The organism is Pseudomonas fluorescens group sp. PF-1 (assembly GCF_054481335.1).
In genome coordinates this window covers 3,538,905-3,551,526 of record NZ_JBTMNG010000002.1, presented here as the reverse complement: position 1 = coordinate 3,551,526, position 12,622 = coordinate 3,538,905, and the positions used below count along the sequence as shown (strand labels likewise).

Genomic DNA, 12,622 nt, shown 5'->3' with positions numbered 1-12,622 from the left:
ATGACTAACAAGAATTCCACAGTGCCTCGCACGGGCGGTCAGGTACTGGTCGATGCGCTGCGCATCAATGGTGTTGAGCGTGCCTTCTGCGTGCCCGGTGAAAGTTATCTGGCGGTGCTCGATGCGCTGCATGACGCCAAGGACGATATCGAACTGATTGTCTGCCGTCAGGAAGGCGGGGCGGCATACATGGCCGAGGCGTACGGCAAGCTGACGGGCAAGCCGGGCATCTGTTTCGTGACTCGTGGTCCGGGCGCAACCAATGCTTCGGTGGGCGTACACACGGCGTTCCAGGATTCCACGCCAATGATCCTGTTCATCGGCCAGGTGGCCCGGGATCAGGTCGAGCGCGAAGCCTTCCAGGAGATCGACTATCGCCGCATGTTTGGTCAAATGGCCAAATGGGTCGTCGAAGTGGACGATGCCGCGCGCTTGCCGGAGCTACTTAGTCAAGCCTTCCATCGCGCCACCAACGGTCGACCGGGTCCGGTCGTCGTGGCGCTGCCGGAAGACATGCTGACGGATATGGTGGATGTCGCTGATGCTGGTCCTGCGCAGGCCATCGAGCCGGCCGCTTCGCCTGCTTCGCTCGAACAGCTGCAAAGCCTGATCGGTCAGGCGCAGCGCCCGCTGGTGGTGCTTGGCGGTGGCGGCTGGAGTTCCGAGGCTGTTGAGAATATTCGCGTGTTCATTGAGAAGCAGAATCTGCCGGTAGCGGCGTCGTTCCGCTGCCAGGACCTGTTCAACAATACGCTGCCTAACTACGCCGGTGACCTGGGCCTGGCGGCAGGTCCCGAGTTGGTCGAGGCGGTAAAAAATTCGGATCTGTTGTTGGTGATCGGCGCGCGTCTAGGCGAGATGACCACGGGGGGCTATTCGCTGGTCAATATCCCGGTGCCGAAGCAAAAGCTGGTTCACGTCCACGGGGGAATTGAAGAACTGGGGCGGGTTTATCAAGCCACCCTGGCGATCAATGCCGGGATGAAAACCTTCGCGGCGCAGGTGGCAGCCTTGCCAGCCGTCAACCCGCAAGGGTTGGCTGACTGGACGGCACAACTCAACCGTGGCTACCGCGCCAATTTTGACTGCCCAGCTTCGCCGGGTCCGGTGCAAATGAGCGAGGTCATCGCCTGGCTCAATGATCGCCTGCCCCACGACAGCATCATCACTTGCGGTGCGGGCAACTACACCGGTTGGGTGCATCGCGGCTATCAGCACCGCACCTTCCGTACGCTGCTGGGCCCAACCAACGGTTCGATGGGTTATGGGGTGCCGGCTGCGGTGGCGGCCAAAATCACCGCGCCAGAGCGGACGGTCGTGGCATTCGCCGGTGATGGCTGTTTCCTCATGAACGGTCAGGAACTTGCAACGGCCGCCAACTACGACGCCCGTCTGGTGGTGATCGTGGTGAACAACGGCATGTACGGCACCATCCGCATGCACCAGGAACGTAGCTATCCAGGTCGCGTTTCCGGCACCGAGTTGCATAACCCGGATTTCGCCATGTTGGCCCGTTCCTACGGCTTCCATGCCGAGACAGTCGTGGCGACCGAGCAGTTCGCTGAGGCTTTCGAGCGGTGTGTCGCTTCGCAGAAACCGGCTTTGATCGAAATTCAGGTCGACCCGGAGGCACTGACTCCTCGAATGACCCTGAGCCAGATACGCGAAAAAGCACTCGCTTCGCGCTGATTGACCTCGGGCGGGACGGATTGATCGTCCCGCCTTTTTTTTGCCTTCAATTTATACGAGCGCCTCATTATGAGACTTGCCGATCCTGAACTGCTGCGTGAATTTTGCTACATCGATGGTCAATGGGTAGCGGCTGACAATGCTCAAACCATCGACGTTACCAACCCGGCCACTGGTGAAGTGATCGGACGTGTACCACGTATGGGGGCCAGTGAAACCCGGCGAGCGATCAATGCCGCTCAGGCCGCGTTACCCGCCTGGCGTGCACTCACGGCCAAGGAGCGGGCCGCTCGCCTGCAAGCATGGTTTCGCGAAATTATGAACCATCAGCAAGATCTCGCGCAGATCATGACGGCCGAGCAAGGTAAGCCGCTGGTCGAGGCGCGGGGCGAAATTGCCTTCGCTGCGGCTTACGTGGAGTGGTATGCGGAGGAAGGCAAGCGTATTTATGGTGATGTGATCCCATCCCCCCATGCTGATCGACGTCTAATCGTGACCAAGGAGCCTATTGGTGTCTGTGCCGCGATTACCCCGTGGAACTTTCCGGCGGCAATGATTACCCGCAAGGCTGCGCCTGCGTTGGCAGCTGGATGTACGTTGGTGCTCAAGCCCGCGTCACAGACGCCTTTCAGTGCTCTTGCACTCTGTGTGCTGGCTGAGCGGGCTGGCATTCCCCGAGGTGTACTGAGTGTGGTCACGGGTGATTCCGGCGCAATCGGTGGTGAGCTGACCTCCAGTCCGATTGTGCGCAAGCTTTCATTCACTGGCTCCACGCCGATTGGCATCAAGCTTCTTGAGCAGTGCGCCGCCACGGTCAAAAAAGTCACGATGGAGCTGGGCGGCAATGCGCCTTTCATTGTGTTTGACGATGCGGATCTCGACGCTGCGGTCGAAGGGGCCGTGATTGCCAAATTCCGCAACGCTGGCCAGACCTGTGTTTGCGCTAACCGCTTCTTTATCCAGGACGGTGTCTACGATCAATTCGTTGAGAAATTTGCCGCCCGGATCAACAGTCTGGCAGTAGGTGAAGGTACCCAGGCCGGCATCGAAGTCGGCCCGATGATCGACACCAAAGCGTTGGCTGGTGTCGAGGCATTGGTGGTCGAGGCTCGGGAGGCCGGTGCGCGGGTGGTGGTGGGAGGCAAGCGTCACTCCTTGGGTGGTGCCTTCTACGAGCCGACCTTGTTGGCCGACGTGACCGCCGATATGCGTGTGGCTCAGGAGGAAATATTTGGGCCGGTGGCGCCCTTATTCCGCTTCAGTAGCGAGAGCGAGGTGATCGCCCTGGCAAACGACACGGAATTCGGCCTGGCTTGCTACGTCTACGCCCGTGACCTGGGACGAGTATGGAGGGTGTCGGAGGCGCTGGAGTACGGAATGGTGGGGGTGAACGTGGGCGTGCTGGCCACGGAAGTTGCGCCATTCGGCGGAGTCAAATCTTCTGGCCTGGGGCGCGAGGGATCGCGCTACGGTATGGAGGATTACGTCGAGATCAAATATCTGTGTCTGGGGCTTGGCTGATCAGGTGGAACAGCAGGGCGGAGATTACTCTCCGCTCTGTACCAGGCGCTGATAGCGCGAGAGGCTTTCTTCAAGATGCTTGCGCAATGCATTACGGGCACCGTTGATGTCACCCATGGTAATGGCCGAAAGAATCGCACCGTGTTCCCGGCCGATTTTCTTGATGTGTGTTTGGCGACTCTTACCTGTAGATTGTCCATGTTTGAGGTGCAGGTCGAAGATGATGTCCGGCCCGAGTGCCTCTAGAAGCTGGGTGAAGTGAGGATTGTTGGTAGCACGGGCGATAGCGAGGTGAAACTCGAAATCTGCCTTGGCCTCTTCTTCAAGATCGGTTCCATCCAATGCATTGAAGCGATCAAAGGCCTTTGTGATGTCGGCCATGCTGGTTGGGCTGCGACGTTCGGCTGCTCTGGCAACGGACTCGGTTTCAATGCCCAGGCGAAGCTCCAGTATTTGGGCTGCCGCGCGGACATCATCCACGGCGGTGCTGAGTGCATAGCCGATGCGCTTTACGTCCTGCTCCACCACAAACACGCCCACACCTTGGCGTGCTATCAGGCGGCCACCAAGGCGCAGGGAAGCGACGGCCTCGCGGATAACCGGCCGGCTGACATTGAATTCCTTGCACAGTGCCTGTTCAGAAGGCAGCTTCTCACCAGGGCCGTATGTGCCTATATCAATACGATTAGACAGTTCACGAATCACTGTCTCCGCAAGATTTTCCCTACGCGTACCAGTTGTCGCGTCCATTTATGTTGCTCCTGAAACTGAATGCTCATCACGGAAGATGAATGGTTGTACAGCTCAATGGACCTCGTCAAATAAATGCAAAGTCTCTATTTCTTACGTCATTTAGCCGATGAACCGGCCAGTTGGCCGCTGCCCGTATGTTATCAAACAACTGACCTCACATGGTGCGAACGTCCCATCTTGGCAATGAATGCGCGTCGGATTTGTGCATTTTTGTCGCCTCCAGAATTTCTTCTTTCTCATTTTCGCTGACACCTAGCATACACCCATTGACAGTTGCCTGCTGACTGTTATCTTACAAGTGCGGTCGCCATTGGTGACTGCGCAATGCAGTGAGATTGTCCCGAATAAGGTCTGGTTGCCGTGACAGGGCGCCGGGCGTGGAAAAGAAGACTTGCACGCCAACGTGCTCAATTCGTTTGTCCGATGATTTCTGGGAGGCGTATATGCGTAAACACAACCTGATCTTCACAGCACTCGCTGCGGCAATGGCCTCAGCGCTAAGTGTTGGGATCGCCACTGCTGCGGACACCGAGCAGGTCCGAATCGGTTTTGCCGGTCCGCTGACTGGACCCTCCGGTCACCAGGGCCTTGATGTTGAACATGGCGTAAGCATCGCCATCGAAGAGGCCAATCAGCAAAAACTGAAAATTGGCGACAAAGTGGCCGAGTTCAAGCTTGTCTCCGAAGACGACGTAGCTGACCCCCGCACTGGTACTGCGGTGGCCCAGCGATTGGTCGATGCCAAGGTGGCTGTAGTCATCGGTCACTACAACTCTGGAACCAGTATCCCTGCCTCGAAAATCTACGGCGACGCCGGCATTCCCCAAATCTCTCCTTCGGCGACCAATCCTGCGCTGACCAAGCAAGGCATCAAGTCGGTTTTCCGTGTGGTCAATGATGACGCCACCTTGGGTCGTTATGCCGGTAACTACCTGGTCAATAAACTCGGTGCCAAGCGCATTGCGATCTTTGATGACCGCACCGCTTACGGCCAAGGGCTGGCCGATGAGGTAAACAAGGCGGTTAAGGCTGCTGGCGGCAATGTCGTGGTGCGTGAATACACCAACGATAAAGCCACCGATTTCAACGCCATTCTGACCACCGCAAAAGCGCAACAAGTGGACGCGGTGTTCTTTGCTGCCCTGGATTATCAGGCCGCGCCAATGGCCAAGCAGATGAAAAACCTGGGCATCAAAGCCAAATTCATGAACATCGGTAATTTGCCGAACGACGAGTTCAAGAAAATGGCCGGCAGTGCAGCTGAAGGTGCTTACGCCTGGAACTACGGTACTCCTTTGCAGGACATGCCAAAGGGCGCGGCATTCGAGCAAAAGCTCAAGGATAAATATGGCGTCGGTGTCGTTCAGTCATCCCCGGCTGCGTACGACGCTACCTGGGCTGCGATTACTGCAATGGTCAAGGCGCAATCGGATGATCCCGCGGTATATCTGCCAGTCCTGAAAACTTCCAGCTACGACGGAGTCACCGGCACCATCGCGTTCGATGAGTCGGGCAACCTCAAAAATGCGGCAGCAACGATCTTCCAGTTTGAAGATGGCAAGTGGAAAACCCTGGCTGTTGAGCGCGAGTAATTTTTCAGAACCATCCAGAACAATAAGCGGGCCACCACGGCCCGCGACAACAACAAGAAGACTTTTTTCTGATCTGCCATGAGTTTCATCGCGTGCTCTCGCAAGTGATCGCCGGTGAATACAACGCAGCTTTGAGGATTCACCAAGTGGAAGCCAATCTTAATATCTTGTTGCAGCAGATCCTTAATGGTCTGGTGCTCGGCAGTATCTACGCCCTCGTGGCGCTGGGTTACACCATGGTTTACGGCATCATTGGTCTGATTAATTTCGCCCACGGCGAGATTGTAATGGTCGGTGCCATGGTGACGATTTCGGTGCTGACCATGCTGGCCGGGTTTGGATTTGCACCAGGTATATTGACGCTCATGTTCGCAATCATGATTGCGGCAGTCGTCTGCATGCTGATGGCACAAGGTATGGAGAAATTTGCCTACCGACCGTTGCGCAAAGCCCCTCGTTTGACCCCACTTATCCTGGCAATTGGTATCTCTATTTTTCTACAGAATCTGGCGATGATGATCTGGGGGCGGGGTTACAAGACCTTTCCCGAAGTCGTTGAAACCCGGCCTATCGAAGTGTTTGGTGCGACCATTACCAATGTCCAGATGAGCATCATGATCATCTCGGTCGTCATCATGTTTGCCCTCTGGGTACTGGTGGACAAGACCCGTCTTGGCAAAGCCATGCGGGCGACGGCACAGAACCAGGAAGTCGCCGGTTTGATGGGTATCAACATCAATCGGGTTATCTCTGCCACCTTTGTTATCGGTGCATCACTGGGCGCTGTGGCCGGTGTCATGCGCGCAGTCAACTATGGCCAGGCTGATGCCTACATGGGGTTGCTGCTTGGACTCAAAGCCTTTTCGGCAGCGGTACTGGGGGGGATCGGAAACCTCTTCGGCGCCATGGCCGGAGGAATCTTGCTGGGACTGATTGAATCCCTTGCCGCGGGTTATACCGGTCAACTGACAGGCGGATTTCTGGGTGCGAATTACCAGGACATCTTTGCGTTCATGGTGCTCATCATGGTCTTGCTTTTCCGACCTAACGGTCTGATGGGCGAGCGCCAAGCCGACCGCGCATAGGAGGCTACGTCATGAAGAATAATTATGCTCAATACGCGCTGCTCGCGCTGGCGTTCATTGCGCTGCCGTTTGTGGTCGACGCGATACCGTTCCTTGGACCGACCTGGGTGCGAATCCTCGGGTTCGCCATGCTCTATGTGCTGTTGGCACTGGGGCTGAATATCGTTATCGGTTACGCCGGTCTGCTGGACATGGGGTACATCGGTTTTTACGCCATTGGTGCCTACCTGTATGCGTTGCTCTCGTCTCCTCACTTGAACATGGCGGGATTGGCAGAGGGGGTATTGAACTGGCCGTTGTGGATCATCATTCCGTTGGCTGCCGTCATTGCAGCGATATGCGGCGTTTTGATAGGTGCACCGGTGCTCAAATTACGCGGTGACTACCTTGCGATTGTCACGCTGGGCTTTGGAGAAATCATCCGAATCTTCATGAACAACCTAGACCAGCCAGTGAACATCACCAACGGTCCTCAGGGCATTTCAGGAATAGCCCCATTGCACATCGATGCCGGCGCCTGGAGCTACGCGAGCGGGCATGCACCGGACGCCATCCTGTCATTGCAGACAAAGTGGAGTCTGTTCGGTTTGCAGGTTTCTCCAGTCATCAGCTACTACCTGTTCTTCCTGGCGGTCGTCATCCTCGCGATCATTTTGTCCAAGCGTCTGGAAGTGTCCCGCATCGGTCGTGCCTGGATGGCGTTGCGTGAAGACGAAGTTGCCGCCGAGGCAATGGGCTTGAACAAGCGCAATCTCAAACTGCTGGCCTTTGCGATGGGGGCAACGTTCGGTGGTGTGTCGGGTGCATTGTTTTCCGCTTACCAGGGCTTTGTGAGCCCGGAATCGTTCACGCTAATGGAATCAATTATGGTCCTGGCAATGGTGGTGCTGGGGGGCATGGGCTCGATCCGCGGTGTAGTGCTTGGCGCGTTGATTTTGTCGATCATGCCCGAAGTGTTTCGCGATTTGGTGAACTGGGTACAGCCATTAGTGATGGACAACGTGACCTTCATCAGTCGTGAAGTGCTGCGTAATATCCTCGATGCTTCAACGTTGCGGATGCTGGTCTTCGGTCTCGCATTGATCCTCGTCATGCGTTTCCGGCCGGAGGGACTTTGGCCATCAAGCCGCCGTCGTGCCGAGTTGCATGAAGATGAAAGCGAGCCATTGGTCCCCGCACCTGTGCTGGATAGCACCGTGGAACATCTGGAGCCAGCGACAGCCGAGTTCAGACTGAAAGAGGTGAATAAGGTATGAGCGACGTACTGCTGGAGCTGCATAAAGTCAGCAAGTTTTTTGGCGGGCTACAGGCCTTGCATGGCATTGACCTGAGTATCAAACGCGGTGAAATACGTGGTTTGCTGGGTCCAAACGGCGCAGGTAAAACGACGTTGTTCAACGTCTTGACCGGCTTGTACCGCGCTGAGGAAGGCAAGGTGAATTTCAACGGCAAGCCGCTGCGGATCAGCAAGCCCCATAAAGTGGTTGAGGCCGGCATCTCTCGAACCTTTCAGAACATTCGCCTGTTTCACAATATGACAGCGTTGGAGAACGTCATGATCGGCCGTCATGTGCGGACGAAAAGCGGCGTGCTCGGCGCTATTTTGCGAACCCGTAGTTGTGTCCAGGAGGAGCGCGAGATTCATGAGGCGGCGCGTTATTGGCTCGATTACGTCGGTATTGGCCGGTTCGCCGGCGAGTTGGCAAAAAACCTTTCATACGGTGATCAACGTCGGCTGGAGATAGCGCGAGCCCTTGCAACGGATCCGCTGCTGGTTGCCTTGGATGAGCCCGCGGCCGGTATGAATGCCTCAGAAACTGAAGGCTTGCGTCAATTGATGTGCAAGATGAAAGGCGATGGCAAGACGGTTCTGCTGATCGAGCATGACGTGAAACTGGTCATGGGCTTGTGCGATCACGTTACGGTTCTGGAGTTTGGTAAAAAAATTGCTGATGGCCTGCCAGCGCAGGTACAGAAAGACCCTCGGGTGATCGAGGCTTATTTGGGCACTGAGACGGTGGCTTGAGCATGAAAAATATTCTTCAGGTAGACGATCTCAAGGTTTCCTATGGTGCCATTCAGGCCATCAAGGGGCTGGACTTTCATGTGGGCGAGGGTGAGATGGTCGCCTTGATCGGGGCCAACGGTGCCGGCAAAACCACGACGCTCAAGACACTGGCTGGAATGCTGACGCCGACATCCGGGCAAATTACGTTTGATGGGAAAGTCCATTCAAAGATCAAGAGCTACGACTTGATTCGCGAGGGCTTGGCGTTGGTGCCTGAAGGTCGGGGCATTTTCCCCAAGCTGACGGTCGTTGAGAATCTGGAAATGGGCGCCTTTTCGCGCACCGATGGCAAGACCGCCATCGAAGCCGATATCGACCGCATGTTCTGCATTTTCCCCCGACTCAAGGAGCGTGCCTTCCAACTTGCCGGCACTATGTCGGGCGGCGAGCAACAGATGCTGGCAATTTCTCGGGCGCTGATGGGTAAACCCAAATTGCTCCTGCTCGACGAACCCTCCATGGGACTTGCACCGATCATCGTGCAAAAAATCTTCGAGACCATTCGTGAATGCGTGAAGGGGGGAGTAACGCTGTTGCTGGTTGAGCAGAACGCAAAACTTGCCCTCCAGACATGTCAGCGCGCCTACGTGATTGACGGTGGTCGCATTGTATTGGAAGGGCAGGCGGACGAATTGCTGCACAACGAACAAGTTCAGAAAGCCTACCTCGGCGAATAACCGGAACACGTTTCTAAAAACCATCGGATGTCACCCACCCCAGTGCGAATTTCCTCTTGTACTGGCGTGGTTGGCGTTGTCGCTCCCTTCTTCGTGAGTCTTCTTGAATGATTGCCCAGCTGCCGCCGAGCCTGACAACGCCTGACTACAGTGATTTTCTTGCGGCCTTGAAAACGAAGGGATTCAAGGGTGAAGTGGGAATCGATTACGCCAGTCGCACAGTCCTGGCGACAGATAATTCAATTTATCAGCGCTTGCCTCAAGCCGTTATTTTTCCCTTGGATCAAGACGACGTGGCGTGTATGGCACGGCTTCTGGCTGCACCTGTTTATCGCGAATTAAAACTCACGGCGAGAGGCGGAGGGACGGGCACTAACGGGCAGTCACTGACCGATGGGATCGTGGTTGACCTTTCGCGGCATATGAACAAAATTCTGGAAATTGACCCGCTGAGCAGACGGGTACGGGTTCAGGCCGGCGTTGTCAAAGACCAGCTCAATGCTGCGCTCAAACCTCATGGACTGTTTTTTGCTCCTGAGCTGTCCACCTCCAATCGGGCGACTATCGGCGGAATGGTCAACACCGATGCGAGTGGACAAGGCAGCTGTACCTACGGCAAGACCCGGGATCACGTGCTTGAACTGCACAGTATTCTGCTAGGCGGTGAATGCCTTCACTCCCGGGCTTTAGATGAAAATGAGCTGAATCGGGAATGTGCTCGCGATGATCGGATTGGAGAGGTTCACCGCGTCGTGCGAGGGATACACGCCGACAAGTCCGATCTGATTGAGGCCCGGTTTCCGAAACTCAATCGCTGCCTCACCGGATATGACCTTGCGCATATCCGTGGCGAAGACGGGCGTTTCAACCTCAATAGTGTGCTGTGTGGTGCCGAAGGATCATTGGGCTTTGTGGTGGAGGCGTTATTGAACGTGTTGCCCATTCCCGAATACTCGGTGTTGGTGAATGTGCGCTACGCAAGCTTCATGGATGCTTTGCGGGATGCTCGCTCGTTGATCGAGCATAAACCGTTGTCGATTGAGACGGTCGATTCGAAAGTGCTGATGCTGGCAATGAAGGACATTGTCTGGCACAGCGTTGCAGAGTATTTCCCGGGGAATCCTGATCGCCCGACATTGGGCATTAACCTGGTCGAGTTCAGTGGTGACGACATATCAGAAGTCGAAAGTCGGGTAGCAGCGTTCATTGAACATTTGCATACGGATCAAACGGTAGAGCGTCTCGGCCATACGTTGGCTGAAGGTGAAGAGGCCGTAAAGCAAGTCTATGCGATGCGTAAACGCTCGGTCGGTTTGCTCGGCAACGTACAAGGCGAGATTCGACCTCAGCCTTTTGTCGAGGATACGGCGGTCCCTCCTGAAAACCTTGCGGATTACATTGCCGAGTTTCGTGCTTTGCTGGACAGTTTTGGCTTGCAGTATGGAATGTTTGGGCACGTCGACGCCGGGGTGCTGCATGTGCGTCCTGCACTTGATATGAAGGACCCGCGGCAGGCCGCATTGGTACGTCCGATTTCCGATGGCGTGGCAGCACTGACGCAACGCTATGGCGGATTGCTTTGGGGGGAGCACGGAAAAGGCATCCGCTCTGAGTATGCCCCGGCATTTTTTGGTGAGCTGTACCCATCCTTGCAAGCGGTAAAGTCTGCTTTTGACCCTTACAATCAACTCAATCCTGGAAAAATTGCCACGCCGTTGAATAGCACGGAGTCATTGATCAAGATCGATGAAGCTGTCATGCGTGGCGATCTTGATCGCCAGATCGATGAGCGTGTCTGGAACAGTTACGAGTCTGCTGTGCATTGCAACGGGAACGGCGCTTGCTACAACTACGACCCGAACGATGCAATGTGCCCGTCGTGGAAGGCCACGCGGCAGCGACAACACTCGCCGAAGGGGCGGGCGTCGCTGATACGTGAATGGCTGCGTCTGCAAGGGAATGCAGGCGTGGACGTCCTCTCGACATCACTACGCCGTCCACACTTTCTAAAAGGTCTACCGCAGCGTTGGCGCAACAGCCGGGCACAACGTCAAGGCAGTTCTGACTTCTCCCATGAAGTGTATGAAGCCATGGCCGGCTGCCTTGCCTGTAAATCATGTGCGGGCCAGTGTCCTATCAAGGTTAATGTTCCTGAATTCCGCTCGCGGTTCCTGGAGCTTTACCATGGTCGGTATCTTCGGCCTCTGCGTGACTATCTGATCGGATCGCTGGAGTTCAGCATTCCTTATTTTGCGAAGGTTCCCGGCCTTTACAACAAGCTGATGGCGGCGCCATTGGTGAAGCGCTGGCTGGCCGAAAAAGCGGGCATGGTCGACAGCCCTCTACTCAGCCGCTTCAACTTTCAGGCTGTTCTGGATCGCTGGAATGTGGAGCCTGCAACGCCTGAGCGATTGGCAACATTGGGTCGCGCTCAGGCAGATAAAAGTGTCGTTATCGTGCAAGACGCGTTCACCCGCTATTTTGAAACTACCTTGCTTGCTCAGTTTATCGAACTGGCATCGCGCCTAGGTTTTCGAGTCTTCGTCGCGCCGTACAGCCCCAATGGCAAGCCGCTTCACGTGCAGGGTTTTCTGGCGGCATTCAACAAAGCGGCCGTGCGCAATGCTGCACAGCTTAAAGCTCTGCAAGACTCCGGGGTGCGCCTGGTCGGCCTGGATCCTGCGATGACGTTGGTGTATCGCCAGGAGTACTCCAAAGTGCCGGGCTTGGCGCAGGTTCCCTCGGTTGAGTTACCTCAGGAATGGCTGCTCAACTATGTGGGTGAAGTGCCCAATCACAAGTTGCCGAGGGCATTTCGTTTGCTGGCCCACTGTACGGAGAAGACCAATGTGCCGGCGAGCAGCAGACAGTGGGTTGAAGTATTTCGGCGGTTTAAATTAGACCTGAGGATTGATGCGGCAGGTTGCTGTGGCATGTCCGGTACCTATGGTCATGAAACACGGAACCAGGAGACATCACGGCTGATTTTTGATCAGTCATGGAAGCCAAAGGTGGCTGAGCACATGCCAGGCGAACCGCTTGCAACTGGCTACTCGTGTCGCAGCCAAGTAAAGCGCCTTTCCAGCAGAACCCTGAGGCACCCGCTGGAGGTGCTGTTAGAGGTGTATCGGAATATCTAGGCAAACGACTTAGCCTACTTTTGCCCATTGAGAAGAGCTGCTTCGACTCATTAAAACACGTTACAAGATCTGATCCGTGAAGGTTCGCTAAACACGG

Annotated in this window: 9 protein-coding genes; 8 read left to right on the top strand and 1 reads right to left on the bottom strand. The window is 55.7% G+C overall.

The features are described 5' to 3' along the window. Positions 1 to 1,689: a thiamine pyrophosphate-binding protein gene (locus ACX3YD_RS31125; protein WP_458961949.1), complete on the top strand. Its 1,689-nt coding sequence runs from the start codon at positions 1 to 3 to the stop codon at positions 1,687 to 1,689. Positions 1,690 to 1,758: 69 nt separating this feature from the next. Further along, complete coding sequence (locus ACX3YD_RS31120) at positions 1,759 to 3,210, top strand: NAD-dependent succinate-semialdehyde dehydrogenase (RefSeq protein WP_458961948.1); 1,452 nt, start codon at positions 1,759 to 1,761, stop codon at positions 3,208 to 3,210. A 24-nt stretch (positions 3,211 to 3,234) separates the two neighbouring features. On the opposite strand, the gene ACX3YD_RS31115 is transcribed toward ACX3YD_RS31120, so the two are convergent. Further along, positions 3,235 to 3,960 carry a FadR/GntR family transcriptional regulator gene (locus ACX3YD_RS31115; RefSeq protein WP_177132587.1) on the bottom strand — a complete coding sequence of 242 codons (726 nt, stop codon included), beginning with the start codon at positions 3,958 to 3,960 and terminating at the stop codon, positions 3,235 to 3,237. A gap of 446 nt (positions 3,961 to 4,406) precedes the next feature. Between ACX3YD_RS31115 and ACX3YD_RS31110 the strand changes: the two genes are divergently transcribed. From ACX3YD_RS31110 to ydiJ, 6 genes are all read left to right on the top strand, one after another. Then, positions 4,407 to 5,555, top strand: a complete 1,149-nt coding sequence (locus tag ACX3YD_RS31110; protein WP_275970501.1) for a branched-chain amino acid ABC transporter substrate-binding protein — start codon at positions 4,407 to 4,409, stop codon at positions 5,553 to 5,555. Between the two features lie 146 nt (positions 5,556 to 5,701). Continuing rightward, positions 5,702 to 6,640: a branched-chain amino acid ABC transporter permease gene (locus tag ACX3YD_RS31105; RefSeq protein WP_275970500.1), complete on the top strand. Its 939-nt coding sequence runs from the start codon at positions 5,702 to 5,704 to the stop codon at positions 6,638 to 6,640. Between the two features lie 11 nt (positions 6,641 to 6,651). Continuing rightward, a complete protein-coding gene (locus ACX3YD_RS31100; RefSeq protein ID WP_458961947.1) occupies positions 6,652 to 7,896 on the top strand; it encodes an ABC transporter permease subunit in 1,245 nt (414 codons plus the stop codon). Then, entirely contained in the window at positions 7,893 to 8,666 is a 774-nt protein-coding gene (locus ACX3YD_RS31095; RefSeq protein WP_458961946.1) for an ABC transporter ATP-binding protein, read from the top strand. The genes ACX3YD_RS31100 and ACX3YD_RS31095 overlap by 4 nt, the downstream gene beginning before the upstream one ends. Positions 8,667 to 8,668: 2 nt before the next feature. After that, positions 8,669 to 9,385, top strand: a complete 717-nt coding sequence (locus ACX3YD_RS31090; protein ID WP_458961945.1) for an ABC transporter ATP-binding protein — start codon at positions 8,669 to 8,671, stop codon at positions 9,383 to 9,385. Positions 9,386 to 9,492: 107 nt separating this feature from the next. Continuing rightward, positions 9,493 to 12,525: a D-2-hydroxyglutarate dehydrogenase YdiJ gene (ydiJ, locus tag ACX3YD_RS31085; protein ID WP_458961944.1), complete on the top strand. Its 3,033-nt coding sequence runs from the start codon at positions 9,493 to 9,495 to the stop codon at positions 12,523 to 12,525. Positions 12,526 to 12,622: the final 97 nt, after the last annotated feature.

Bases quoted from the DNA above. Each gene is read 5' to 3' on its own strand.
- ACX3YD_RS31125 (WP_458961949.1), top strand. From the start codon at position 1: ATGACTAACAAGAATTCCACAGTGCCTCGCACGGGCGGTCAGGTACTG.
- ACX3YD_RS31110 (WP_275970501.1), top strand. From the start codon at position 4,407: ATGCGTAAACACAACCTGATCTTCACAGCACTCGCTGCGGCAATGGCC.
- ACX3YD_RS31115 (WP_177132587.1), bottom strand. From the start codon at position 3,960: ATGGACGCGACAACTGGTACGCGTAGGGAAAATCTTGCGGAGACAGTG.
- ACX3YD_RS31120 (WP_458961948.1), top strand. From the start codon at position 1,759: ATGAGACTTGCCGATCCTGAACTGCTGCGTGAATTTTGCTACATCGAT.
- ACX3YD_RS31090 (WP_458961945.1), top strand. From the start codon at position 8,669: ATGAAAAATATTCTTCAGGTAGACGATCTCAAGGTTTCCTATGGTGCC.
- ydiJ (WP_458961944.1), top strand. From the start codon at position 9,493: ATGATTGCCCAGCTGCCGCCGAGCCTGACAACGCCTGACTACAGTGAT.
- ACX3YD_RS31100 (WP_458961947.1), top strand. From the start codon at position 6,652: ATGAAGAATAATTATGCTCAATACGCGCTGCTCGCGCTGGCGTTCATT.
- ACX3YD_RS31095 (WP_458961946.1), top strand. From the start codon at position 7,893: ATGAGCGACGTACTGCTGGAGCTGCATAAAGTCAGCAAGTTTTTTGGC.